We start from the raw sequence: 25,272 nt of genomic DNA on the forward strand, positions 1-25,272 counted from the left end.
ACCACCGCAAGTAGGTGACGAATCGCTAGATCGTCGGGACGCTCCGCAGGAGGTTTCGCAGGCCTTCGGCGTCCAGCAGATCCGCCGGACGGACGGTCTTGTCGTGTTTCACGTAGTGGAACGCCGCCCGCACCTTCTCCACCGGGATCTTCTTCAAGGCCGCCCACGCCAGCCGGTACACAGCCAGCTGCACGGCCAGCGACTCGAGCCGGTCCTTCTCCGGGACGCCGCCGGTCTTCCAGTCGACGACGGTCCAGCCACCGTCGGGATCGGCGAACACGGCGTCCATCCGCCCGCGCAACGTCACACCCACCACGTCGGCCGAGAACGGGATTTCGACGGCGTGCGGCACCCTGTTCGCCCACTCGCTCTTCTCGAACGCGGTCCGCAGCGCCTCCAGCTCCGAATCCGGCGCCTCGTCGACGTCCGCCGCCCCCGGCAGATCGTCGATCTCCAGCAGCTGCTCGCCGCCGAACCGCTGCTCCAGCCACCCGTGGAACGCCGTCCCCCGGCGGGCATAAGTGTTGGGGCGCACGGGAAGCGGCCGTCGCAGCCGTTTGGCCAGCGCGGCCGGGTCCGCCGACAGCTCGACCAGCTGACTCACCGAAAGATGCGGCGGCAGCACGACCTGCTGCACCCGGTCCCGCGCCCGCGCGCGCTCCTCCAAGAGCACCTTGGTGTCGGAGATCCAGCCGTCCGGATCGTCCTCGTCCTCGGTGCCTTCCGCGTCTGCGGTGTTTTCCATCGCACCGAGGACCATGTCGACGCCGTTGGTGACGCCCTCGCGCCGCGGCCACAGCGGATCGACCGGCCACCGCGACCGGCGGGAGTCCGCGACCAGCGGATTCTGCCCGTCGGCATCGGGCTCATCCGCCCAATGCTCGATCCGGCCGACCGAGTTCTCCCGCATCACCTCACCGATTTCGAGCAGGAACTCCGACGGCCCCTTCGGCCGCGCGCTGCTCTCGTTCCACCAATGGCCGGAAATCAGCATCGTGTGCTCGGAGCGGGTCAGCGCGACGTAACAGAGCCGCCGCTCCTCGTCCGCTTCCCGCGCGACGAAACCCTCTTCGTGCAGCTCCAGCGCTTCCTGGACTTCCTTGCGGTCATAGCCTTCCGCGACCCGCAGCTCCGGCAGGTCCTCCGAGTCCCCGCGCAGCGCGGCAGGCAACGAGGTCGACGTCCGCAGCCACGACGACGAGCGCCGCCTGCCGGGGAAGACCTCCTTGACCAGGTGCGGAATCGCGACGATGCGCCATTCCAGCCCCTTGGCCGAATGCACGGTCAGCACCTGGACCCGGTCCGGCACGACCTCCACCTCGCCGGGGGTGAGCCCGTCCTCCGCGTGCGCGGCCGTGTTCAGATAGTCCACAAAGGACAAAAGGGTGGCCGTCGGCGAGGTCTCGGCGAAATCCGTGACGACGTCGGCGAAAGCGTCCAGATGCGCGCGCCCGGCGGGTCCCGGTCGGGCCAGCGACTCGACGTCGAGCAGCATGGTGCGTTCCACGTCGGCGACCAGTTCCGGCAACGACTGGTCAAGACGGCGGCGCAACGCCGAAAGCTCGTTGCCGACGCGCCGGATCCGCCGGTAGCCCTCGGGCGAATACCGTTCCGGCGTCCCGGGATCGTCGATCGCGTCGGCGAGCCCGGCCTGTTCGACCCGCTCGGTCACCAGCACCGGTTCGTCCACATCGGACTTGCCCGAAGGCGGCACCGGCGAGGAGAGTTCGCCCGCGCGGCGCCACAACGCAGCGAGGTCGGCCGCCGCGATCCGCCAGCGCGCCCCGGTCAGCAACCGGGCGGCCGCGCTGCCCGCGAGCGGGTCGGCGAGCACCCGCAACGTGCTGACCAGGTCCGCGACCTCGGGTTCGTCGAGAAGGCCGCCGAGTCCGACGACCTCCACCGGAAGACCGCGCGCCCGCATCTCGGCCGCGATCGGCGCCATGTCCGCGCGACGGCGCACCAGCACCGCGGCCGTCGGCGGTTTTCCGGTCTCCTCCACGGTTTCGAACCAGCGCTTCGCCATCGCGTCGGCCACCCACTCGCGTTCGGCGCGGACGTCCGGCAGCAGCGCGGTGGCGATGTCGGCCGTTCCCGCGCCTTCCAGCGCGCGCAGCCGCGCGACCCCGAGACCGCGCTCCCGCAACGGTTGCGAGATCGCGTTCGCGAGTTCGAGCACCTCGGGCGGGTTGCGGAAACTGGTCAGCAGCCCGAAATCCAGTGCCGGGACGAGCCGTTCGCCGTTGTCACGGGGGAAGTCCGTGGTGAACCGGGGCAGGTTCGCCGCGCTCGCCCCGCGCCAGCCGTAGATGGCCTGTGCCGGGTCGCCCACCGCCGTCACCGGCATCGGCGGATGTTCGACGCCGCCGAACAGCGACCGCAGCAGGATCCGCTGGGCGTGCCCGGTGTCCTGGTACTCGTCGAGCAGGACGGCGCCGTACCGCTCGCGTTCCCCCGCGACCACCGCCGGATAGTTGTCGGCGAGCTGCGCGGCCAGCGACATCTGGTCGGCGAAGTCGAGCGCGCCTTCAGCTCGTTTGCGCGTGTGATACGCCTCGACAAGCGGCAGCAGGGCGAGCCGGAAGCGTTGCGCCGCCATGACTTCGGCCAGTTTCTGCGGCAGGGACGCGCGCTGTCCCTTGGCCCGTGGCGCCTTCTCGATGACGTCGCACAGCCACGACGTGTACTGCGCCAGCCGTTCGGTCTCGACCAGATGCTCGCCGAGTTCTCCGGCCAGCGCCAGCAACTGCGCCGTCACCGTGGAGGGCACGCGATCGGTGTCGAGATCGTTGTCCCAAGTGGACACCACGCGATGGGAGAACTGCCACGAAGACGTCTCCGAAAGCAGCCGGACCCCGGGCTGGACAGGCAGCCGCAGACCGTGTTCGGACAGCAGCCGCCCGGCGTACGCGTGATAGGTGAGCACCGTCGGTTCCCCGGCTGTCACCGTCATGCGCAGGTCGCCGGTCGGGTCGATCTTGTCGAGCAGCCCCGATCCGACCAGCCGCCGCAGCCGGGTGCGGACGCGTTCGCCGAGCTGGCGGGCGGCCTTGCGGGTGAAGGTCAGGCCGAGGACGCGTTCCGGCGGCACGATGCTGTTGGCCACCAGCCACACGACCCGTGCGGCCATCGTCTCGGTCTTGCCCGCGCCGGCTCCCGCGACGACCAGTGACGGCTCGATGGGGGCGGCGATGACCTCGGCCTGTTCGTCGGTCGGGCTGTGCAGGCCGAGCGCGCGGGCGATCTCGCCTGGTTCGACCTGGCGGCGCTGGAGTTCGGAGATCAAGGACCGGTCACCTGCCTGCCCTCGGGCCGCAGCGGACAGCAACCCCTTGCCGGGCAACGATCACAGTCCGGGTTCTCGGTGACCCCGTACTCCGGGCCCGCGGCGGACCCGGCGGCCGAACGCACCAGTTCGAGCCACTGCTTGCCGCCGTCCTCGTCCAGCGGCGCCTGCTCGCGCTGGGTGGATCCGGTCTTGTTGTTGGACTTCGCGACGTAGACCAGCCGTGCGCCACCCGGTTTCGAACCGCCCTCGACCGCGCCCAGCAGCACGGCCAGCTGGTACGCGGCCAGCTGCGGATGTTCCTCGGCGTCGGAGGCGGAGATCGGGACCTTGCCGGTCTTGATGTCGATGACGACCGGGCGGCCGTCCTTGTCCATCTCGACGCGGTCGACCCGGCCGCGCAGGAGAACGCGGACATCGTCCTCCCCCATGGGCAGCTCGACCTCGATGTCCTGCTCGACCCCGGCCTCGATCAGCTCCCGGCGGCTGGATTCCAGCCAGGAGATGAAGTTCCGCAGCATCTGCTCGACCCGGGACCGCTCGCGGCGCGAGAACCACGGCGCCCCCGCGTCGACCCGCACCCACGCCTCGTCGAGGGCCGCGCGGATCTGTTCGTCGCTGCTGCCGCCCGCGACGGCCTGCGCGAGCCCGTGCACCAGGGTCCCGGTGACGGCGGCGAGTTGCGCCGGATCGCTGCCGCCGTGGCGTTCGATCAGCCACCGCAGCGGGCACTTGACCAGAACCTCCACAGTGGACGGTGAGATGCGGATGAGGTCACCCGGCCCGTGCACGGGTTCGCCGGTGGAAGGTTCCAGCAGGCCGTACCAGGTGCCCGGATGCGCGCCCGGCACCCCGGCGGCGGCCAGTTTCGCGAGCTGACGCGCCGCCCGCTGCCGTCTTTCCGGCTCGCTCGATTCATCACAGACGACTTCGCGCAGCTCACCGACGAGTTCGGCGAGCACCAGTGACCGTCCCGCCGGCTTCATCCGCGAGTCGAGGCCGCCGTCGTCCGCGCCGTTCTCCTCCAGGTCGTCGATGAACCGGGAAGGCTGCTCGTCCTCCCCCGCGACCGCGCTGACCAGCAACGTCTTCCGCGCGCGGCTCGCGGCGAGGTAGAACAGCCGCCGTTCTTCGGCGAGGATCGGCGCGGTGGCGGACACCTTCTCGTCGTCGACGCCGGACATGAGGTCGACAAGCCGTTCGACGCCGAGCACGGAACCGCGCAGCCGCAGATCCGGCCAGCTGCCCTCCTGGACCCCGGCGATCGACACGACCGTCCATTCGCGACCGGCGGACGCGTGCGCCGTGAGCAGTGAGACGCCCTCGCTCTTCATGGCCGCGGGTGCCAGCGTGCCACCGGCGATGTTCTGCGAGGACAGGTAATCCGCGAACGAAGCGACACTCGCCCTCGGCAACCTGTCGACATAACGACCGGCGGCGTCGAAGAGCGCGACGATCGCGTCGAGGTCCCTGTCCGCCTGCGAGCCCAGGGAACCGCCGCGATCGACCAGGCGCAGGAAGCGCTGCTCCAGACCGCTGTCCTGCCACAGCTCCCACAGCACCTGCTCGACGCCTTCGCCACGCACCACGGCCTGGTGTGCCGCGTGCAGCAGGCCCCCGATCCGGCGCATCGGCAGCGACTCGGCCTCGGCGAGCCCGGTGAGGACGTCGTTGGTGCGCAAGGCTTCCACCAGCAGCTCGTCGCTGGATCGCTGGCCGCCACCGGCCAGTTCCAGCCTCCGCAGGCCACGACGCAGGCGCCGCAGGGCGAGCGGATCCGCGCCGCCCAGGGGCGAGGACAGCAACATCTCGGCGAGGTCGACGTCGAGCAGTTCCGGATCCGCGGCGAGCCGCAGCATCGCCAGCAACGGCCGGACGGCGGGTTGTTTCGCGAGCGGCAGTTCCTCGGTGGCCGAACCGATCGGCACCCCGGCCGCCCGCAGCGCACGTTGCAGGACAAGGAAAGTGCGGGCGGGCGACCGGACGAGCACCGCCATCTCCGACCACGGCACGCCGTCGACGAGATGCGCGCGGCGAAGCTGATCGGCGATCCAGCTGGCCTCGCCGGCGGGGGTCGGCATCAGGCGGACGCGGACGGCGCCGCCCTCGGCGTCCGGCGCGTCGACGAGCTTGCGCTGCGGCGACGAGCCGGGCAGCGCGGAGCCGAGTTTCGTGACGGCCGTGCGGATCACCGGGGCGAGCCTGTGCGCGGTGGTCAGCAGGACCGTGCGATCGCCGTCCTCGTCCGCGTCGGCGAACAGCCGGGGATCCGCGCCGCGGAAGGAGAACACGGACTGATCGGGGTCGCCCGCGACGACGAACTCGTCGGCCGCGTGCCCGATGAGCCGGACGAGCTGGGTCTGCAACGGGTCGAGATGCTGCGCGTCGTCGACGAACAGGTGCCGGACCCTGCGCTGTTCACGTTCGCGCAGTTCGGGGTCGTCCTCCAACGCCAGCAGCGCCGACGTGACGAGTTCCGCCGCGTCCAGCGCGGGCGCGCTCGCGACGCCGAGCGCGTTGCCGCCCGCGCCCTGCAGCAGCGTGACCTCTTCGTACTGGCTCCAGAACCGCCCCGCGGCGATCCACTCTTCGCGATCACGCCGCCTGCCCAGCTCGACCAGGTCCTCCGGGCCGAGCCCGCGTTCGGCGGCGCGGAGCAGGAGGTCTCGCAGCTCCTCGGCGAACCCGGGCACGTTCAGCGCGGGCCGCAGCTGCTCCGGCCAGTCGAGCGCGCCCGCTTCGAGGTCACCGGCGAGCAGGTCGCGGACGACGACGTCCTGCTCCGCCCCGGCCAGCAGGCGAGGCGGCGGGAGCTCATCGGCCTGCGCCTCCATGCGCAACAGCGCGTACGCGTACGAATGCACCGTGCGCACGAGCGGCTCGCGGATCGTGCGCGGCAGCGGATCCTCTTCCGGATCGGTGGTGAGCCGGTGGGTGATGTCGGCGCGCAGGACGTCGGCCGCCTTGCGGGAGGTGGTCAGGATGAGCACGCTCTCCGGGTCCGCGCCCTCCGCGATGCGCCGCGAAGCCGCCGACGCCAGCAAGGCCGTCTTACCCGTGCCCGGACCGCCGAGGACCCTTCGGAAGCCGTCCGGGGCGGCCAGCAGGCGGCGGGCGCCGGAATCCCACTGGAACGACGGCGTGCCGGTGACCGGCGTGCGGACCAGCCGCGCGTCGGTTCCTGCCGCTGTTCGCCGCCCGTTCACGCCCACGATGGAACCACGCCCCGCCGACACAACCTCGCAGCGGCACGGCAAAGTGGTCCCATGGATGACGAACTGCAGGAGCGGGTGCGCGAGGTCATCGCGAGCGTGCCCGCCGGCTCGGTCGCGACTTATGGGGATATAGCGTCGGTTTCGGGAGCCCCGTCACCGCGGTTGATCGGACGGATCCTCAGCGAGGACGGCCACGACCTGCCTTGGCACCGCATTCTGCGCGCCGATGGCACTCCGGCTCCGCATCTGGTCGACGAGCAGCTGCAACGGCTGCGCGAGGAGGGCGTCATCCCCGACGGCCAGCGCGTCGACCTGCGAAAATACCGGTGGCAGCGTGATCCCGATGACGACGCTGACCTGGGGGGACTTTTTTAGGTTAGCCTCGCCTAATGAGCTACATCGAGGCGAAGGTGACCGGCGTCCGGCGGCTCACCCCGCATATGAGCAGGGTGACCTTCTCCGGGGCATCGCTGGTGGACCAGGCGCCCGACCAGTACCTGAAGGTGTTCTTCCCGCAGCCCGGCCAGGCGGAGCCGGTGCTGCCCGCGCCACTGGGCGGCGACGAAGTGATGTCCTGGTACAAGACCTACCTCGCGATGCCGGACGACGTCCGCCCGGCGATGCGGACCTACACCGTGCGCGCGCTGCGGCCATCGGCGCAGGAGATCGACATCGACTTCGTGCTGCACGGCGACGAAGGCCCCGCTTCGGCGTGGGCTTCGGGGGCCTCGGAGGGCGACAAGGTCGCCTTCCTGGGGCCGCACGGGCTCTACGACGTGCCCGGGGGAACGAACTGGCAGCTGCTGATCGGCGACGAGACCGCGATCCCGGCGATCGGCGCGATCGTCGAGGCGCTGCCCGCCGGGACGCGGGCGCTGGTGTACGTCGAGATCAGCGACCGCGAAGACCGGCAGGTCTTCGACACGCAGGGAACCGTGGAACTGCACTGGGTGGTGCGCGGTTCTGGCCCTGTTGGTGACGCGGTGCTCGAGGCCGTGCGGAAGGCGGAACTGCCGGGCGGGACGGCCTACGCGTGGGTTTCCGGCGAGGCGAACATGGTGAAACTCGTGCGACGGCACCTCGTGCGGGAGCGCGGGATCGACAAGCGGGCGATCTGCTTCACGGGCTACTGGCGGCAGGGGCTGAGCGAAGAGGCCGCCGGACGGGAAGCGATGCGTCAGATCGAGACCGGCGAGGTCCCCTCCGACGAGGACTGAGGTCCTTCTCGACGGCGCTGTGTCATGAAAGGGTCGTTCAGGACGTTTTCGTCCTGAACGAGCCGTTCATGACATCTCCGCCAGGCACGAAGTCGACCTACGCGCCTCTCACCCCCGCGAAGGCGCCACCAGGCAGACACCCGGCCCCACCCTGACCTGCCCTGACCTGCAAAAAGAGAGCAAGGGACCTTTGCTGTCGTTAGTTAGTGCGCTAACGAACGCTGGCAAAGGTCCCTTGCTCTCCGCTGACCCGCGACCGGCGCCCACCAGAGACCTCAGTGCGGCACCCAAAGCGTCACCCGGGTCCCCCGCCCCGGATGCGAGTCGATCGTCCCCCGCCCGCCGACCTCCGCCAGCCGCGCCATGATCGACTGGCTGATCCCGAATCCCGGCGGCCGCTCCAGCATGCTGAAGCCGGTCCCCTGATCCCGCGCGATGACCGCGATGCCGCCGTCGCTCTCTTCGACCCGAAGCACGACCTGCTTCGTCCCGGCGTGCTTCACGGTGTTTCGGAGGGCTTCGCGGACGGCGTCACGGATGGCGGTCCGGCGCGCGTGCGAAAGGCGGTAGTCCTCTTCGGTCTCGGCCGCGACGAGCTGGGTGCGGAGGCCGTCGCGCGCCATTTCGGTGGCGACTTCGGCGAGGTCCGCCGTGAGGCCGCGGGCTGACGGCGCGTCCGGGCCGACCAGTTCGCGCCGGAGTTCGATCGCTTGTGCCCGCGCCGTCGCGCGCAACTCCGCGAGCCGGTCCGCGGCGGCGGAATCGTCGTCCGGGGCCTCCAACCCCATCGCTTCCAAGGTCTGGAGCACGGAGTCGTGCATGACCCGCTGGGTCCGCAGACGTTCGGCTCGCTGCCCGCGGCGCATCCCGATCCCCAGCGCGAACCGGGTCCCGACGCCGAGCAGGATCAGGATCCCGGCCGTGGTCACCATCGCCACGACGAGCGCGACCATGCACCCCACCGAACGGCTCACCGCGAGCGGATGGTCGATCGGGAGCCCGCCGATCCAGGTCAGGAACGCCCGGAACGGGAAGGCCGCGATCAGCAGCACGAGCGCGGCGGGCAGCCCGAACGACAGCGTCCACAACGCCACCGTCCCGACCAGCCACGTCCACGCGACGTCGATCGCGAACGGCTGGATCTCGGCGGGCGCGGCCACGGCCACGATCGTCGTGAGCACCATGCCCACCGCGAGATCCGCGTACATCAGCCGCCCGGACGTCTTCGCCCGGATCCCGCGGCCGCGCACCACCCACCAGACCGCGAAGACGTTGAGCAGCACTGCCAAGATCGTCGTGCTCAGCACCGGCACGATCCCGGCCGACCCGTTCGAAACCGCGAAACCGAGGTACACCTTGGGAAACGCGGCGACCCGGTAGAAGATCGGGCCGAGCGCGGAGTAGCGGATCGCGCGCATCAGCATCGAGTCCGCGGAGTCTTCGCGGTAACGCCAGTCCGGCACGGAATCGGGGTCGGGTGCTTCGTCGGCGGGACTCGCGCCCAGCACCGAAGATCCCTTTCGCAACATCGCGCGCACGAAGGTGACCGATTGAGACCCGGACATCCGCCGCCCTCCCGTGCGTCCGGTGTCGAGCCTGGCAAAGCGGATTAGCCGCGTCAAGACGGCCGAATGCGCAGTTCCGCGACAAGAAGTTTCACCAAGGCGCCGAGTCGCTGACGTTCGGGCTGCACGGTCGGCACTCCGGCGGCTTCCAGCGGCGCCGCGGTCACCGGGCCGACGCACGCGCACAACACCGGACCTCGCAACGCGTCGAGGAGTTCCTCGCGGCGCGAACCCGCCAGCGTGAGCAGATTCGCGGCCGCCGGCGCGGAAGTGAAGGCCATGGCGCGGACCCGCCCGGCGATCACGCTTTCGACGAGCTCGTGCACAGGTCCGACGTCAGCGGGCGAAAGCCAGCGATACGGCTGTGCCTGGACGACGTCCGCGCCCGCGTCCCGCAGCAGTCCGGTGAGTCCGGGCAGCAGAGTGCCGTGCAGCTGGACGGCGACCCGTTCCCCGCGAACACCGGCCTCGCGCAATCCCTCGAACAGTTCCGCGTTGCTTTCCTCGGGCGCGGAGAACTCCTCACGCAGCCCCTCGCCGCGCACCGCACCGGCCGCTTTCGGCCCGCGCACGAAGATCCGTGACGCCGCCAGCCGGTCCAGCAGCGGCTCGCGCAGCCCCCAGCCTTCGGCCGCCGAAAGCCAGCCGCGGAATCCGGCGCCGGTCGTGACCGCCGTGAACCCGACAGGTCCGGACAGCACCGCGTCGGTCGCCGCCCGCAGTTCGGTGTCGTCGGGCAAGGGGACGATGCGGATGGTGGGCGCGTGCACAACGGTCGCGCCGTGCCGCTCGAGTGCGGTGATGAAGTCTTCGGCCCGCCGCTCCGCGGTGATCCCGATGGTGATGCCGGCCAAGTCAGCCATAACGCGCGCCCATCTTCCTGATCTCCTCCGCCAGCCGCTCGCGCAGCTCCGGCGGTTCGAGTACTTCGAGGTTCCCGCCGAACCGCAGCAGTTCGCCGACCGCCGATTCTCCCGGTTCCACGGGCAGGTCCATCGTCAGCCAGCCGTCCTCGTCCGGCTCGGCGCCCGCTTCCCGCAACGCCCGCGCCCCGACGGCCCCGAGGTAGAACGGCAGCAGTATGCGGGCGAACTCGTTCAGCCGGACCACCGCCACCCGCGAGTACATCCGCTTTTCGAACTGCTCCGACCACTCCTTCCAATACCGCGCGAGGTCGAAGTCGGACGGCCGTTCGAAGGTCTCGCCGAGATCTTCGAGGTCTTCGATCCGGGAGACGCGATAGGTCCTGTCCGTCCCGTCGCACCGCGCCGCGAGATACCAGTTGCCCGCCTTGAGGATCAGGCCCAGCGGGTCGAGGACGCGCTCGACCTTCCGCTGCCCCCAGCGTTCGTACCGGACCTTGATCCGGCGACCGTGCCAGACCGCGTCGGCCAGTCCGGACAGTCGTGGCAGGCTCTCGATCCCGCGATGCCAGCCCGGGACGTCCAGGTAGAACCGCTCGGAGATCTTGCTCGCCCCGGCGCGCAGCTCGGCGGGCATGGCCGCGTGCAGTTTGAGCTGCGCGGCGGCGAGGACCGTGCCGAGCCCGAGTTCGGAGGCCGCGCCGGGCAGACCCGCCAAGGAAAGCGATTGCGCCTCTTCCTCCGTCAGCCCGGTCAGTCGCGTGCGATAGCCGTCGACCAGCTGATATCCGCCGGTGCGCCCGCGATCGGCGTACACCGGGACACCGGCCGCGGACAGCGCCTCGACGTCGCGGTAGACCGTCCGAACCGACACTTCCAGCTCCGTCGCCAGCTCCTCGGCCGTCATCCGGCCGCGATTCTGCAGCAGGAGGAGGACCGACAGGAGTCTGCTCGCGCGCATGAATCCAGTATCCCCGAAAACCTGACACAACCTGACAGGTATGGCTGACAGGGTGAACCCATGAACACTTTCGCCGTGAAGAACTGGGAAGAAGCCATCGTCAGCGGCACCGACGGCGGGCCGCGCGTGGCCCACGCGCACGCCACGTTCGGCTACAGCGGGTTGATCGAAGGCGAGTCGGTCCTCGACTACCTGCTGTACTACGCGGGTGAGGGCTACGACGGCGGTGGCACGACAGCACCGGGCTTCGAACGTTTCGAGGGCAGTGTGGACGGGCGCAAGGGAAGCTTCGTGATCAAGCACGACTGCGGTTTCGACGAGAAGGGCTTCGCCTCGACGTTCGAGGTCGTCGCGGGCTCCGGAACAGGTGAACTCGCCGGGATCACCGGGACCGGGACCACGACGGGCGCACTCGGGGAGCCGACGATGTCGTACACGCTCGACTACTCGCTTTAGGGAGGACCAGTGCTCGAGGTCGATCGCGAGCAGGTGCTGGCGTACCGGATCGCCGCGCACGGACTGCACCGGGAGGAGACGGACCCGGCCGCGGCGGCCGTGTTCGACCTCGGGCTGCAGGATTCCGTGCGGGACACCGCCCTGCTGGGCCTCGCCGCCCGGGTCGACGGCGATATCACGCCCGGCGTCTGGGACGACGAACGCTTCGTGCTCGCGTGGACGCATCGCGGCGCGCCGCATTTCCACCGCCGCACGGAACTGGACGCGATCCGGGCCGCCCTCGTGCCCCTCGACGAGAAGGACGCGATGGCCCGGATCCTCTGGCAGCGCAAGCAGGTCGAAGCGGCGGGGATGTCCGCGACGGACGCGCTGTTCACCGCGGCGAAGGCGATCCGCAAGGTCGTCACCGGCGTTCAGACCAAGGGCACGGTGAGCGGCGCGGTCACGAAACTGATCCCCGACGGGCTGTCGTACGCCTGCCGCGGCTGTGGTGTCGTGCACATCTACGAGCAGCTGATGCGGGTCGCGTCGATCCACGCCGGGGCCCGGCTGGAGGCGGGCGCGACCCCGGCGACGTTGGCACCGTTGGAAAAGCGCGGTGCGTTGAAGACGTCGCCCGACGTCAAAGCGGCGACCCGCGTGGTCGAGGGCTACCTGCGGATCAACGGACCGGCCTCCCCCGGCGACGCCGCCGTCTACGTCGGGACGACTCGCGCCGGGGTCGACGCGATGTGGCTGGACAGGTTGGCCGAGGTCCGGGTCGACGGCAAGAAGGCGTTCCTGCCGGAAGACCGGGTGGCGCTGCTGGAGAATCCGCCGGAGCCGGACGTGGTGCGCCTGCTGCCGCCGCTGGACCCGTTCGTCCAGGCGCGGGACCGTGCCGTGGTCGTGCCGGACAAGGCCAGGCAGAAGGAGGTCTGGAAGATCCTCGGCAGCCCCGGCGCGCTGCTGGCCGACGGCGAGATCGCCGGCGTGTGGCGGGCCAAGGCGAGCGGGAAGAAGCGGCTCGACTTCACCGTCACCCCGTTCGACGCGCTCCGCCCGGCCGTGCGGAAGGCGGCCGAGGAGGAGGCCGCCCGGGTCGCCACCGCCCGGGAGTTCCCCGACCACCGCGTCACCTTCTCCTGACCCCCGCAATTCGTCACCTACTTGCGTCGCCTCCTTGCGCGACGCCCGCAAGTAGGTGACGAATTGCCGGGTGTCACGGGTCGACGGCCAGGCGATAGCCCCGTTTCACCACCGTCTGGACGAGTTTCGGGGCGCCCAAGGAGCTCCGCAGGCGCCCGATGGCGGTCTCGACGGCGTGCTCCTCGCCGCCGTCGGGCAACGCCGCGACCAGTTCCCGCCGCGAGAACACCCGCCCCGGCGACTCCGCCAGCGCCCGCAGCATGGCCATCGGCGCGGGCGCGATGTCGCACCACTGCCCGTCGACCAGCGCCGCCTGACCACGCAGTTCGATACTCCGCCCGCCCGCCGTCAGCCGCGGCGAGCGGGCTTCGAGCGCCTCGGACACCGTCCGCGCCAGCGCCCCGATCCGCGACCGCGCGGGCTGGACCGTCGGGATCCCGAGCGCGGCCAGCGGCGCCGCAGTGATCGGGCCGACACAGGCCGCCACGACGCGCTTTTCCAGTGCCCGCACGATTCCCGGCAGCCGCCCGGTCCGCCTCGCCACTGCCAGCAGGGACGCGGCGGCGGGCGCGCTGGTGAACGGCAGCGCGTCCACCGAGCCGTCGAGGACGGCGTCCAGCAGCCGGTCCAGCGGCCCGGGATCGGCCGGGCCGACCCACCGGTACACCGGCACCTCGATCACTTCCGCACCTGCGGCACGCAGACTGTCCACAAAGTACGGAAGAGGCTCGCCATGCAGCTGCACCGCGATCCGATGACCGTCCACACCGGACTCAAGAAGATGCCGCAGCACCTCGGCGTTGCTCTCCGACGCGGGCGAGTAGTCCTCCGAAAGCCCGGCCGCACGGATAGCGCCTTTGGCCTTCGGGCCGCGCGCGAGCAGCGACGACTCCCCCAGCCTGTCCAGCAGCTCCTCCCCCAGCCCCCAGCCTTCGGCCGCCTCGACCCAGCCGCGGAAGCCGATCCCGGTCGTCGCGACGACGGCGTCGACCCGGTCTTCGAGCAGGCGCTGGGTGGCCGCCCGCAGTTCGGTGTCGTCGGCGAGCGGCACGATCCGGATCGCCGGGCCGTAGCGAACGGTCGCACCCTTACGCACGAACAGCGCGCCGAGCTCGTCCGCTCGTCGCGCCGCCGTGATCCCGATGACGAAGCCCGCCAGGGGCAACACTTCTGTCACGGTGAAGCTTCCACCTCCACCACACCCCCCGCGACCCGGACCCCGTACGCCGTGACCGAAATCCCTTCGGCGTCGAGGCATTCGCCGGTCCGCAGGTCGAACCGTTCCTTGTACACCGGCGAAGCCACCACGGGGACACCGCCGGCGTCACCGACGATCCCCCGCGAAAGCACCGCGGCGCCGCTCATCGGGTCCAGATTGGACAGTGCGTACCACCTGTCGCCGGGCAACCGGAAGATCGCCACCTGCACGCCGTCGTCGAGCAGGGCGGCGACGCCGGACCATTCGGTGACGGCACCCGCCGCGCAGACGGCGGTCCAGGTGCGCTCGATCGAGGTCGTCACTGTTTCACCTCCGGGATGCCCAGCAGCACGGGTACGTTCTGGTCGCGTTCTCGTCGGAACGAGATCGTCGGATCCGGCGTGCCCGGCGCGTTGACGAACGAACTGAACTTCGCCAGCTTCTCCGGATCTTCAAGCACCCCACGCCATTCGTCGGCGTAGTCGCCGACATGCTTGGCCATCGCGGCGTCGAGGTCCTCGCAGATGCCGAGCTTGTCGTCGACGATCACCGCGCGCAGGTGGTCGAGACCGCCCTCCATCTCCTCGACCCACGGCGCGGTGCGCTGCAGGCGGTCTGCCGTGCGGACGTAGAACATCAGGAACCGATCGATCGTGCGGATCAAGGTCTCAGTGTCTACTTCGGACAGAAGAAGATCCGCGTGCCGAGGGGTCGCGCCGCCGTTACCGCCGACGTAGAGGTTCCAACCCTTGTCGGTGGCGATGATGCCGAAGTCCTTGCTCCGCGCCTCGGCGCATTCCCGCGCACAGCCCGAAACAGCGGACTTCAGCTTGTGCGGCGAGCGCAGGCCGCGATACCGCAACTCCAGCTCGATCGCGAGCCCGACACTGTCCTGCACACCGTAGCGGCACCACGTCGAGCCGACACAGGATTTGACCGTGCGCAACGCCTTCCCGTACGCGTGCCCGGACTCGAACCCGGCGTCGACGAGCCGCCGCCAGATCAGCGGGAGCTGGTCGACTCCTGCGCCGAACAGGTCGATCCGCTGCCCGCCGGTGATCTTGGTGTACAGCCCGAAATCCATCGCCACCTGCGCGATCACCATGAGCTTCTCCGGCGTGACTTCGCCGCCGGGGATCCGCGGCACCACCGAATAGGTCCCATTGCGCTGGAGGTTCGCGAGGAACTTGTCGTTGGTGTCCTGCAGGGTCGCCTGCTCACCGGCGAGGATGTGCCCGTTGCCCAGCGTCGCCAGGATGGACGCGATCACCGGTTTGCAGATCGCGCAGCCGGTTCCGCTGCCGTACCGGTCGATCATCTCGCTGAACGTGCTGATCCGGGTGGCCTGCAGGATCTGGAACAGCTCGGCGCGGGAGTGGCCGAAGTGCTCGCACAGCGCCTTCGACTGCTCGACACCGCAAGCCGTCAACAGCTTGCCCAGCAGCGGGACGCAGGACCCGCACGCCGTGCCCGCCCGCGTGCAGCCCTTGATCTTGGCGACCGAATCGCAGCCCTGCTCGGTGATCGCGTGCGTGATCGCGCCCTTGGAAACCGCGTTGCACGAACAGATCTGCGCCGCGTCGGGCAGCGCGTCGACACCGACCGCGGCCCCGCCACCGGCCGGGGCGAGGATCGCGCTCGGCTCGGCGGGCAGCGGCCTGCCGACCATCGCCCGGAGCGTGTTGAACTCGCTCGCGTCGCCGACCAAGACCCCGCCGAGCAACGTCTTCGAGTCGTCCGAGATCACGAGTTTCTTGTAGGTACCGGCGACGGCGTCGTTGAACGCGACCTCCAGCGCGCCCTCGGTCGCGGCGTGCGCGTCACCGAAACTGGCGACGTCGACACCCATGAGCTTGAGTTTCGTCGACATGTCCGGCTCGGGGAACGTGCCCTCACCGCCGGTGAGCCGCGCCGCGACGATCTCCGCCATCGCGTAACCCGGCGCCACGATGCCGTACACCTTGCCGCCCACGGCCGCGCATTCGCCGATCGCGTACACCGCCGGATCGGACGTCCGGCACGAGTCATCGACCAGGATGCCGCCCCGTGCGCCGACTTCCAGCCCGGACGAGCGGGCGAGCTCGTCGCGCGGCCGGATCCCGGCGGAGAACACGACCAGGTCGACGTCGAGTTCGGTTCCATTGCCCAGCTTCGCGAGGTAGCGAGAGCCGTCCGGCTCGATGGCGTCGGTCGACGTTCCCGTGTGGACGGTCACGTCGAGGCCGGTGATCAGCCGCCGGAGCAGACCGCCGCCGCCCTCGTCGACCTGCAGCGGCATCAGACGCGGCGCCATCTCGACGACGTGCGGCGAGAGTCCCATGTCCCGCAACGCTTTCGCCGCTTCCAACCCGAGGAGCCCGCCACCGATGACGACCGCTGAACGCCGTCCGCGGCCGGGTCGCTGCGCGGCTTCCCGGATGGCGTCGAGATCCTCGATCGTCCGGTAGACGTAGCAACCCGGCAGATCGTGCCCCGGCACCGGCGGGACGAACGGCCGCGAACCGGTCGCGAGGACGAGCGTGTCGTATGGCTGCTCGTACCCGGCTTCGGTCAGAACGACCTTGCGGTCCCGGTCCACCGAGGCCACCGCATCACCGAGCCGCAGTTCGACCAGCGGGTCATCCGCGTAGTCCGCACCGTCCAAAGCCAGCGACGCCGGATCCCAAGTGTCCACATAGGACGTCAGGGCGACCCGGTCGTACGCGGGCCGCGCCTCTTCGGCGAGTACCACGACCTGCCACGCACCGGTCTTGTCCTCCGCGCGCACCGCCTCCACGAGCCGGTGCGCGACCATGCCATGGCCGACGACGACGAGTTTCCGCATCAGACCTCCGCCCCGGCGAGCGCCAGACCTCGGGTGCTCGCCACCTCTGTCTGCTGTTTGCGCAGGTACACCGCCCACGTGACGGTGAAGCACAGCCCGTAGAAGACCAGGAAGGCGATGAACGCCGGCACCCCGCTCTTCGTGTCCGCGAACGACTGCCGGAAGGCCAGGTTGATGAACAACCCGCCGAGCGCGCCGATCGCCCCGGCCAGCCCGATCAGCGCGCCGGAAAGCTTGCGCGCCTTGAGCATTTCCAGCTTCTCGTCCGCGCCCTCGCTGATCGCGACCTTCGCCTTGGCGCGGAAGATCGCCGGGATCATCTTGTACGTCGAGCCGTTGCCGACACCGGTCAGCACGAACAGCACGATGAACGCGACGGTGAACAGCGCCAGCGAGTTCGACGTCGACGCGAGGATCAGCACCACGGTCGCCGCGGCCATCCCGACGAACGTCACGAAGGTGATCTTGCCGCCACCGATCCGGTCGGCCAGCCAGCCGCCGGTCGGCCGCGAGAACGAACCGAGCAGCGGCCCGAGGAAGGTGACCGCGGCCGCCTGCAACGGGGTGCGGCCGAACTGGTTCTGCAGCACCAGGCCGAAAGCGAAGCTGTACCCGATGAACGAACCGAACGTACCGACGTAGAGGAACGACATCACCCACGTGTGCGGATCCTTGACGACCTCGCGCATCGCCTTGGTGTCGCCCTTCATCGAGGCGAGGTTGTCCATGAAGAAGTACGCGCACGTCGCGGCGAGGACGATCAACGGAATGTAGATCGCGAGCACCAGCCGGGGCGCGGTCGCGCCGACGGTGCCGATGACCAGCAGGCCGATCAGCTGGATCGCGGCCACGCCGAGGTTCCCGCCGCCCGCGTTGAGCCCGAGCGCCCACCCCTTGTGCTTCTCCGGGTAGAACGCGTTGATGTTGGTCATCGACGACGCGAAGTTCCCGCCGCCGACCCCGCCGAGCGCGGCGACCAGCAGGAAGGTGCCGAGCGAGGTGCCCGGCTCCATCACGATCGCGGCGAGGATCGTCGGCGCCAGCAACAGCATCGCGCTGACGATCGTCCAGTTCCGGCCGCCGAACCTCGCGACGGCGAAGGTGTACAGCGGCCGCATGAAAGCGCCGATCAGCGTCGGCGTCGAGACGAGCAGGAATTTGTCGGCGGCCGAGAAACCGTACTGCGGCCCCATGAACAGGACCATGACCGACCACAGTGTCCAGACGGAGAAGCCGATGTGTTCGGCCAGGATTGAGAACCAGAGGTTCCGCCGGGCGATCTTCTTCCCGGCCTCCTCCCAGAACCGCTCGTTCTCCGGGTCCCAGTGCTCGATCCAGCGTTTACCGCGAGCGGTCATGCGGTCCTCCTCGGTGGTGAATGCGTTCGGGTTCACTGGGCGGCCAGCCATTTCGCGACCCCGCCGACGGCGTCCTCGCAGCCGCCGCAGCCGGTCGTCGCGCGGGTCGCCCCGGCGAGGGCGGGGACGTCGGTGGCACCGGCACGCCAGGCCTCGACGAGCCGCCCCTTGGTCACCGCGTTGCAGCGGCAGATGACCGCCGACGCGGGCAGATCGGCCGGGCTCGACGCCGACGGCGCGCCCGCTGGCAACGCTCGTCCTAAAAGGACGGCGAGCCGGTCTTCGGGCACCGGCGTGCCCCGGTCGTAGAGCTGGGTGATCGACGCGGCCGCGTCGGGCAGGCCGAGCAGGATCGCGCCCGCCACCCGGTTTCCGCGGATGACGAGCTTGCCGTAGCGGCAACCCGCCGGGTCGCTGAAGGTGAGCACTTCGGCGGTCGGGTCGTCCGCGCCGGTCATCGTCTCGCCGAGCGCGGTGAGGTCGATGCCGCGGGCCTTCAGCCGGGTCACCGCCTGGGTGCCGCGGTAGCGCGACGCGGATTTCGTCCCGGTGACCAGATCCGCGACGACGGTGGCCTGCTCCCAAGCGGGTTGCACCAGCCCGCCGAACGCGCCGGGATGCTTCGCGCAGTCGCCGATCGCGTGGATCCGGCCGTCGCTGGTGCGCAGCAGATCGTCGACGACGATGCCGCCCTCGACGGTCAGCCCGGCGTCCGCCGCCAGTTTCGTCTCCGGCCGGACCCCGGTCGAGACGACGATGAGATCGGCGGGCACGTGCGTGCCGTCGTCGAGTTTGAGCCCGTCGCCGCTGACGTAGCGCGCGGCCCCGACGCCGAGCCGGAAGTCGACGCCGAGTTCTTCGAGCTTCCTGGTCAGCACCCGCGCGGATTCCGCGTCCAGCTGCCGTTCCATGATGTGCGGCATCGGATGCACGACGGTGACGAGATTCCCCCGCCCCGCCAGGCCTCGCGCGGCTTCCAGGCCGAGCAGGCCGCCACCGAGCACGGCGACCGGCGCGCCCAGTTTGGCGGCGTCGAGGATTTGGGCGCAGTCGTCGAGGGTGCGGAACGCGACGACGTCCGGACCCGGTTCGAGCCCCTCCACCGGCGGCATCCACGGGTTCGCACCGGTGGCGAGCACGAGCGCGTCGTAGTCCACAGTGGACCCGTCGTCGAGGTGGATCCGCCGTGAGTCGCGGTCGATCGCCGTCGCGGTGACCCCCCGGCGCAGATCGGCACGGGTACGGGACGGCCATTCGTCGTCGTGCAGCCGGACCGCGTCGGGCCGCATGGTGCCGGCGACCACCGACGAGAGCAGCACCCGGTTGTAGGCGGTGTGCTTCTCCGCGCCGACGACGGTGAGCCGCACGCGTTCGCCGTCGGGATCGCGGCGCTGGATCTCGTCCGCGAGCCGCGCGCCCGCCATCCCGTATCCGGCGATGACCACCGACCGGGGGCTCACGCGACGACCCCGGCCGGGGCGATCGCGACCGCGCACACCTTGAACTCGGGCATCCGGCTGGTCGGGTCGAGCGCCGGGTTGGTCAACAGGTTCGCCCTGCCTTCGCCGGGAAAGTGGAACGGCAGGAACACCAGGTCCGGGCGCAGCGACGGCACGCAGCGGACCCGGGCGACGGTCTCCCCGCGCCGGGACCGCACGACGGCGAGGTCGCCTTCGGCCAGTCCCGCCCGGGCGGCGGTGTCCGGGTGAACTTCCACGAAGGCCTCCGCCACGACGTCGTTGAGTTCCTTGACCAGCCGGGTCTGCGCCCCGGACTGGTAGTGCTGCAGGACCCGGCCCGTGGTGGCCTGCAAGGGGAATTCGGCGTCGGGCGGTTCGGCCGGGCCGACGTGGTCCACCGGCACGAACCGCGCGCGGCCGTCCGGATGGGCGAAGCGGTCGAGGAACATCCGCGGCGTGCCGGGATGCGATTCCGCCGGAACGGGCCAGTAGAGGGCCTCGCCGTCACGGAGCCTGTCGTAGGTGATGCCCGAGTAGTCGGCGACGCCGCCCTTGGACGCCTGGCGAAGTTCGGTGAAGACGGTCTCGGCGTCGGTCGGGAACCGGCCGTCCGGCTGGCCGAACCGGCGGGCGAGTTCGGAAAGCACGTAGAGATCCGTCTTCACCCCGGAGGGCGGGTCGATCGCCTTACGCCGCAGGAGAATCCGGCCTTCGAGGTTGGTCATCGTGCCGTCCTCTTCGGCCCACTGGGTGACCGGCAGGACGACGTCGGCCATCGCCGCGGTCTCCGAGAGTACGAGGTCCGAGACCACCAGGAAGTCCAAAGAGGACACTTTCTCCTGGATGTTCCCGGCCCGGGGCGCGGAGACGACGAGGTTGCTGCCGAACACCATCAGCGCGCTCGGTCCGTCTTCGGTGCCGAGCGCTTCCAGCAGCTCGACGGCCGAACGACCCGGCCCCGGCAGCGATTCCGGCGGCACACCCCAGACCCCGGCGACATACTCGCGGGCGGCGGGGTCGTCGATCTTGCGGTAGCCGGGCAGCTGGTCGGCCTTCTGACCGTGCTCGCGCCCGCCTTGCCCGTTGCCCTGCCCGGTCAAGCAGCCGAATCCGGACCCCTTGCGCCCCGGAAGGCCGAGGGCGAGCGCGAGATTGATCCAGGCGTTGACCATCGCCGTGCCGTTGGCGTGCTGTTCGGTGCCGCGCGCGGTGAGGACGTAGGCGTTGCGGGCCGCGGCGAGCTTGGCGGCGGCGTGGCGCTGATCCGCGGCGGAGACCCCGGTGACCTGCTCGACCCGCTCGGGCCACCACGCCGCGACCGAACGCCACAGCTGCTCGAAACCGTTCGTGCGCCCGTCCACATAGGACTGGTCGAGCAGGCCGTCGGCGACGACCGCGTGCAGGATCCCTTGCGCGAGGGCGAGATCGGTGCCCGGCGCGGGCGCGAGGTGCAGCCCGGCGAGTTCGGCGGTCGGCGTCCGGCGCGGGTCGACGACGATCAGGTCCGCGCCGCGCAGGTGCTGGGTGAACGGCGGCATCGTCTCGGCCGGGTTCGCGCCGATGAGCAGGACGGCGTCCGCGTCGGCCAGATCCGTGACCGGGAACGGCATCCCTCGGTCGGCGCCGAACGCCTTGATCCCGGCGGCCGCCGCCGACGACATGCAGAACCGGCCGTTGTAGTCGATCTGCGAGGTACCCAGCGCGACACGGGCGAACTTCCCCAGCAGGTACGCCTTCTCGTTGGTCAGCCCGCCGCCGCCGAAGACGGCGACCGAGTCGGCGCCCTTGGCCGCGCGGATCTCGGTGAGCCGCCGCGCGACGAGATCGAGCGCCCGTCCCCAGGTCGCGGGCCGGAGTTCACCGTCGACCCTGATCAGCGGTGTCGTCAAGCGGGAAGGCGAGGTGAGGAGCTCCCCCGACGTCCAGCCCTTCTGGCACAGGCCGCCGGCGTTGACCGGGAAGTCGCGCGGGGCGACGCGGGCGCCGTCGAGGCTCATGCCGCACTGCAGGGCGCAGTACGGGCAGTGCGTGTCCACCGCGCGGGTGGGGACAGGGGTGGCGAGCGGCACGGGCACCTCCTCCAGGCGTCGATAGCGCTTGAAGGTAGGTAGGCCGTGTTACCTGAGAACTCCCGAATGTTTCAGGCGTTTGACATTGCCCGCCGCCGATGGACGTCACACCGTGAGGTCCGGCCCTCGTGAGTGACAAGGACGGTTGGAACCGTCCTCAGCACTCACGAGAAAACTATTCACCGTGTGTATAGATCGTGTGTATAGTCGCCCGCATGTCCATCGGGAACACCTTGCTCGGTCTGCTCGAAGCGGGCCCCAAGCACGGCTACGACCTCAAACAGCTCTACGACAAGCAGTTCCGCCAAGACCGCCCCCTGCACTACGGGCAGGTCTACTCGACGCTGAACCGGCTGCTGAAGAACGGTCTCGTCGAGGAGAACGGCGTCGAAGCGGGCGGCGGTCCGGACCGGAAGCGGTACGCGATCACCGACGCCGGTGTCACCAACGTCGAGGATTGGCTGAAAAGTCCGGAAAGTCCCTCCGTCTACCTGCAGAACACGCTCTACACCAAGGTCGTGCTCGCGCTCCTGTCCGGCCGCGGCGCCCAGGACCTGCTCGACACCCAGCGCGGTTCCCACCTCCGCGCCATGCGCGAGCTCACCGCCCGCAAAACCGGCGGCGACCTCGCCGACCAGCTGATCTGCGACCACGCGCTCTTCCACCTGGAAGCGGATCTGCGGTGGCTGGAACTCACCGCCGCCCGCCTCGACGATCTCGCGCGCCAGCTGGCGCGCTGACCTGGGGACCACAAAGTGGAAACACCGTTGTTACAGGGCTTGGGCCTGCACAAGGCTTTCGGCCCCGATCAGGCGCTGGCCGGGGCCGGGCTGACGCTCGAAGCCGGCGAGATCGTCGCGATCATGGGCCCGTCGGGTTCGGGGAAGTCGACGCTGCTGCACTGCCTGTCCGGCATCGTGCGCCCCGACGGAGGACAGGTGCTGTTCCGCGGGCGCGACCTCGCGACCATGCCCGACGCCGAACGCAGTGCCCTGCGCCGTACCGAATTCGGCTTCGTCTTCCAGTTCGGGCAGCTCGTGCCGGAACTGACCAGTCTGGAGAACGTCGCGCTGCCGCTGCGTTTGGGCGGGATGAAACGCCGCCCCGCCGAACGGATCGCGCGGAACTGGCTCGATCAGCTGGAAGTCGGCGACGTGGACGACAGCACGCCCGGCCGGATTTCGGGCGGGCAGAGCCAGCGGGTCGCCATGGCCAGGGCGCTGATCACCGAACCGTCGGTGATCTTCGCCGACGAACCGACAGGCGCGCTGGACACGCTCAGCGGCGAACTCGTCATGCGCCTGCTCTCCAAGACGGCGAAGGAGACCGACGCCGCCGTCGTCCTGGTCACCCACGAACCGCGGGTGGCCGCCTACTCCGACCGGGAGGTCATCGTGCGGGACGGCCGGACACGCGAACCGGTGGTGGCCCGGTGACCGGACGCGAAGACCTGATGCTGGGATTCCGGCTGGCCGTCGGGGGCGGCCGGGGCTCGATCGTCAGGCTCGTCCTGAGCGCCGCCGGCATCGGGCTGGCGGTGGCCATCCTCCTGACCGGCGCTTCCGCGGGCACCATCAAGGAGAACCGGGACCAGCGGACGTTCGACTCTTACGTACAGAGTGAACCGCTCCCGGGCGTCGCCCCGCTGTTCTACGACGCGACGACGACCGACTTCCGCGGTCAGGCGATCGCACTCCTCCATCTGCGGCCGACCGGCCCGAATTCGCCGATCCCGCCGGGTGTGGACCGGCTGCCGGCACCGGGTGAGGTCTTCCTTTCGCCGAAGCTGGACGAACTCGTCACGTCCGACACCAGCGGCCTGCTGCGGCCTCGTCTGCCCGGCAAGCCCGCCGGGCTCATCGCCGCGGAGACCACACTCAATCCGAACGACCTGATCGCCTACGTCGGCACGGACACGCTGCAGAACGGGATCAAGATCTACGGGTTCGGCGCCGAACCCGGCTACGACGACGTGCTCGAAAACGGGATCATGATGCTCCTGCTGGTCGGGCTCGTCGTCCTGCTCACGCCGGTGTTCATCTTCATCGGGACGACCTCCCGGCTCGGCGGCTCCACCCGGGACCGGCGGCTCGCCGCGCTGCGCCTGGCGGGCTCGTCGATCCGGCAGCTGCGCCGGATCACCGCGGCGGAATCGCTCGTGGGCGCCGCGGCCGGACTCGTCGTCGGTGCCGCGTTGTTCCTGCTCTTCCGCGGCGCGGTGACGAACTTCCAGGTGCTCCGCTTCGGGCTCTACCCGAAGGACCTCACACCGCCGTGGCCACTGGTGGTGCTGATCGTGCTCGTCGTCCCCGCGCTGGCCGTGCTGACGGCGTGGTTCGCCCAGCGGCACACGATCGTCGAACCGCTCGGCGTCGTCCGCGAGACCGCGCCGCCGAAGCGGCGGTTGTGGTGGCGCCTGCTGCCGATCCTCGCCGGAATCGCTTTGGTGGTACCGGACTTCGGCATGGCGAGCGAGGTGGGCCGCACGGCGCCGATCGCCGGGTCGGTACTGCTGATGCTCGGGATCCCGGCGCTGCTGCCGTGGCTGCTGGAGCGCGTCGTGTCCCGGGTCAAGGGCGGGTCGCCGTCGTTCCAGCTCGCGATCCGCCGTCTGCAGAGCGACAGCGGGACCCCGTCGCGGGTGGTCGCGGGCGTCTGTGTGGTGCTCGCCGGGGCGATCGGGTTGCAGAGCCTGATCGCGGGCCAGGCGGTACACCAGGGCGACTACCGGGACACGATGGCAGGCCGGATGATCGTCCACGCGGAGGGCCCGACGGCCGAGCAGGCGGTGGCCGCGGCGCGAGCGGTGCCGGGCGCGGCCGACTTCCAGGCCATGCGGTCGATGTACTTCGACCAGAGTGGCGCTCTCGTCTCGTTCGGTGTCGCCGACTGCGCCACGATCGAAGCGTCGACGGGGGCGACGGACTGCCACGACGGCGACGTGTTCGCCAAAGCCCCGTCGTTCCACAAAGGACAGTCGGTGACGCTCACCGACATGGCCAAGCGGACACAGTCCTGGACCGTTCCGGCCACACCTCGGACGCTCGATCTGAAGCCGTCGGGACTCGCCGTCTATCTCGGGGTGCACGTGCTCGCGACACCCGCCGCGATGGCGGGCGTCGACCTGGCCGCCGCCTCGGTCTCGGTGAGCCTGCGTGACGGGACCGCGAACCCGGACTTCGTCGAACTGGTGCGGAATTCGGTCGCCCCGTTCGGCTGGCAAGCCTCCGTGACGGCGTACAACCAGAAGCGGATCACCGACGAGGTCCAGATGTTCGGTGACATGCGGAGCATCCTGCTCGGCGGCGCACTGTTCGTCCTGTTGCTGGCCGGCGTGAGCCTGCTGGTGCTCGCCCAGGAACAGGTCCGGGAGCGGCGGCGAGCCCTCGGCGCGCTGTCCGCCACCGGGGTGCCGGTGCGCGTGATCCTGCGGTCCTTGCTGTGGCAGAACGGGATTCCGCTGCTGCTGGGGATCGTGATCGCGACGGCGACCGGGATCGGCATCGCCGCGGTGGGCAAGCGGATGTTCTGGAGTGCGCTGTACATCGACTGGGCCGCGGTCGGGGTGCTCGCCGTGGCGACGATCGCGGTGGTGCTGCTGGTGACGGCGTCGACATGGCCGTTCGTGCGCTCGGCGGCGAAGGCGGAGAGCCTGCGCACCGAGTGAGCCGT

Annotated in this window: 18 protein-coding genes; 7 read left to right on the forward strand and 11 right to left on the reverse strand. The window is 70.2% G+C overall.

Going from position 1 to position 25,272, the window contains the following annotated elements:
- Positions 1-25 precede the first annotated feature (25 nt).
- On the reverse strand, positions 26-3,286 hold the full coding sequence (locus ACFOSH_RS20660) for an ATP-dependent helicase (protein WP_378240631.1): 3,261 nt from the start codon (positions 3,284-3,286) through the stop codon (positions 26-28).
- Positions 3,283-6,498 carry an ATP-dependent helicase gene (locus ACFOSH_RS20665; RefSeq protein WP_378240632.1) on the reverse strand — a complete coding sequence of 1,072 codons (3,216 nt, stop codon included), beginning with the start codon at positions 6,496-6,498 and terminating at the stop codon, positions 3,283-3,285. Before ACFOSH_RS20665 ends, ACFOSH_RS20660 begins: the two co-directional genes overlap by 4 nt.
- Before the next feature lie 54 nt (positions 6,499-6,552).
- Between ACFOSH_RS20665 and ACFOSH_RS20670 the strand changes: the two genes are divergently transcribed.
- Complete coding sequence (locus tag ACFOSH_RS20670; RefSeq protein ID WP_378240634.1) at positions 6,553-6,876, forward strand: MGMT family protein; 324 nt, start codon at positions 6,553-6,555, stop codon at positions 6,874-6,876.
- A gap of 14 nt (positions 6,877-6,890) precedes the next feature.
- Positions 6,891-7,718: a siderophore-interacting protein gene (locus ACFOSH_RS20675; RefSeq protein ID WP_378240635.1), complete on the forward strand. Its 828-nt coding sequence runs from the start codon at positions 6,891-6,893 to the stop codon at positions 7,716-7,718.
- A gap of 275 nt (positions 7,719-7,993) precedes the next feature.
- Here ACFOSH_RS20675 and ACFOSH_RS20680 read toward each other — a convergent pair whose 3' ends face one another.
- From ACFOSH_RS20680 to ACFOSH_RS20690, 3 genes are read right to left on the reverse strand one after another with little or no spacing between them, the layout of a single operon-like run.
- The gene (locus tag ACFOSH_RS20680) at positions 7,994-9,283 is read right to left on the reverse strand and encodes a sensor histidine kinase (protein WP_378240636.1); all 1,290 of its coding nucleotides are present in this window, start codon (positions 9,281-9,283) and stop codon (positions 7,994-7,996) included.
- A gap of 53 nt (positions 9,284-9,336) precedes the next feature.
- Positions 9,337-10,146 (reverse strand): uroporphyrinogen-III synthase, encoded by an 810-nt coding sequence (locus ACFOSH_RS20685; RefSeq protein ID WP_378240638.1) that lies wholly within the window; start codon positions 10,144-10,146, stop codon positions 9,337-9,339.
- Positions 10,139-11,107: a helix-turn-helix transcriptional regulator gene (locus tag ACFOSH_RS20690; protein ID WP_378240640.1), complete on the reverse strand. Its 969-nt coding sequence runs from the start codon at positions 11,105-11,107 to the stop codon at positions 10,139-10,141. The genes ACFOSH_RS20685 and ACFOSH_RS20690 overlap by 8 nt, the downstream gene beginning before the upstream one ends.
- A 60-nt stretch (positions 11,108-11,167) precedes the next feature.
- Here ACFOSH_RS20690 and ACFOSH_RS20695 point away from each other — a divergent pair, with 60 nt between their 5' ends.
- On the forward strand, positions 11,168-11,563 hold the full coding sequence (locus ACFOSH_RS20695; protein WP_378240641.1) for a DUF3224 domain-containing protein: 396 nt from the start codon (positions 11,168-11,170) through the stop codon (positions 11,561-11,563).
- A gap of 9 nt (positions 11,564-11,572) precedes the next feature.
- Positions 11,573-12,691, forward strand: coding sequence for a DNA glycosylase AlkZ-like family protein (locus ACFOSH_RS20700; protein ID WP_378240643.1), 1,119 nt, complete (start codon positions 11,573-11,575; stop codon positions 12,689-12,691).
- Between the two features lie 73 nt (positions 12,692-12,764).
- Here ACFOSH_RS20700 and ACFOSH_RS20705 read toward each other — a convergent pair whose 3' ends face one another.
- The 6 genes from ACFOSH_RS20705 to ACFOSH_RS20730 are packed head-to-tail and all read right to left on the reverse strand — an operon-like array spanning position 12,765 to position 21,600.
- Entirely contained in the window at positions 12,765-13,868 is a 1,104-nt protein-coding gene (locus ACFOSH_RS20705; protein ID WP_378240644.1) for a uroporphyrinogen-III synthase, read from the reverse strand.
- The gene (nirD, locus tag ACFOSH_RS20710; RefSeq protein WP_378240646.1) at positions 13,865-14,212 is read right to left on the reverse strand and encodes a nitrite reductase small subunit NirD; all 348 of its coding nucleotides are present in this window, start codon (positions 14,210-14,212) and stop codon (positions 13,865-13,867) included. The genes ACFOSH_RS20705 and nirD overlap by 4 nt, the downstream gene beginning before the upstream one ends.
- Positions 14,209-16,713, reverse strand: coding sequence for a nitrite reductase large subunit NirB (gene nirB / locus ACFOSH_RS20715; RefSeq protein ID WP_378240648.1), 2,505 nt, complete (start codon positions 16,711-16,713; stop codon positions 14,209-14,211). The genes nirD and nirB overlap by 4 nt, the downstream gene beginning before the upstream one ends.
- Positions 16,713-18,071 carry a nitrate/nitrite transporter gene (locus ACFOSH_RS20720; RefSeq protein WP_378240649.1) on the reverse strand — a complete coding sequence of 453 codons (1,359 nt, stop codon included), beginning with the start codon at positions 18,069-18,071 and terminating at the stop codon, positions 16,713-16,715. The genes nirB and ACFOSH_RS20720 overlap by 1 nt, the downstream gene beginning before the upstream one ends.
- 32 nt (positions 18,072-18,103) lie before the next feature.
- Complete coding sequence (locus ACFOSH_RS20725; protein ID WP_378240651.1) at positions 18,104-19,531, reverse strand: FAD-dependent oxidoreductase; 1,428 nt, start codon at positions 19,529-19,531, stop codon at positions 18,104-18,106.
- On the reverse strand, positions 19,528-21,600 hold the full coding sequence (locus ACFOSH_RS20730) for a molybdopterin oxidoreductase family protein (protein WP_378240653.1): 2,073 nt from the start codon (positions 21,598-21,600) through the stop codon (positions 19,528-19,530). The genes ACFOSH_RS20725 and ACFOSH_RS20730 overlap by 4 nt, the downstream gene beginning before the upstream one ends.
- 215 nt (positions 21,601-21,815) lie before the next feature.
- On the opposite strand from ACFOSH_RS20730, the gene ACFOSH_RS20735 reads away from it, so the two are divergent.
- Genes ACFOSH_RS20735 through ACFOSH_RS20745 form a run of 3 tightly spaced genes read left to right on the forward strand, consistent with a single transcriptional unit; the run spans position 21,816 to position 25,267 of the window.
- Positions 21,816-22,340, forward strand: a complete 525-nt coding sequence (locus tag ACFOSH_RS20735; RefSeq protein WP_378240655.1) for a PadR family transcriptional regulator — start codon at positions 21,816-21,818, stop codon at positions 22,338-22,340.
- Positions 22,341-22,355: 15 nt separating this feature from the next.
- Positions 22,356-23,036 (forward strand): ABC transporter ATP-binding protein, encoded by a 681-nt coding sequence (locus ACFOSH_RS20740; RefSeq protein ID WP_378240657.1) that lies wholly within the window; start codon positions 22,356-22,358, stop codon positions 23,034-23,036.
- Positions 23,033-25,267, forward strand: coding sequence for an FtsX-like permease family protein (locus ACFOSH_RS20745; protein WP_378240659.1), 2,235 nt, complete (start codon positions 23,033-23,035; stop codon positions 25,265-25,267). The genes ACFOSH_RS20740 and ACFOSH_RS20745 overlap by 4 nt, the downstream gene beginning before the upstream one ends.
- Positions 25,268-25,272: the final 5 nt, after the last annotated feature.

Source organism: Amycolatopsis speibonae (assembly GCF_042647925.1).
GTDB classification, from domain to species: domain Bacteria; phylum Actinomycetota; class Actinomycetes; order Mycobacteriales; family Pseudonocardiaceae; genus Amycolatopsis; species Amycolatopsis speibonae.

Bases quoted from the DNA above. Each gene is read 5' to 3' on its own strand.
- ACFOSH_RS20670 (WP_378240634.1), top strand. From the start codon at position 6,553: ATGGATGACGAACTGCAGGAGCGGGTGCGCGAGGTCATCGCGAGCGTG.
- ACFOSH_RS20675 (WP_378240635.1), top strand. From the start codon at position 6,891: ATGAGCTACATCGAGGCGAAGGTGACCGGCGTCCGGCGGCTCACCCCG.
- ACFOSH_RS20680 (WP_378240636.1), bottom strand. From the start codon at position 9,283: ATGTCCGGGTCTCAATCGGTCACCTTCGTGCGCGCGATGTTGCGAAAG.
- ACFOSH_RS20685 (WP_378240638.1), bottom strand. From the start codon at position 10,146: ATGGCTGACTTGGCCGGCATCACCATCGGGATCACCGCGGAGCGGCGG.
- ACFOSH_RS20690 (WP_378240640.1), bottom strand. From the start codon at position 11,107: ATGCGCGCGAGCAGACTCCTGTCGGTCCTCCTCCTGCTGCAGAATCGC.
- ACFOSH_RS20695 (WP_378240641.1), top strand. From the start codon at position 11,168: ATGAACACTTTCGCCGTGAAGAACTGGGAAGAAGCCATCGTCAGCGGC.
- nirB (WP_378240648.1), bottom strand. From the start codon at position 16,713: ATGCGGAAACTCGTCGTCGTCGGCCATGGCATGGTCGCGCACCGGCTC.
- ACFOSH_RS20720 (WP_378240649.1), bottom strand. From the start codon at position 18,071: ATGACCGCTCGCGGTAAACGCTGGATCGAGCACTGGGACCCGGAGAAC.
- ACFOSH_RS20735 (WP_378240655.1), top strand. From the start codon at position 21,816: ATGTCCATCGGGAACACCTTGCTCGGTCTGCTCGAAGCGGGCCCCAAG.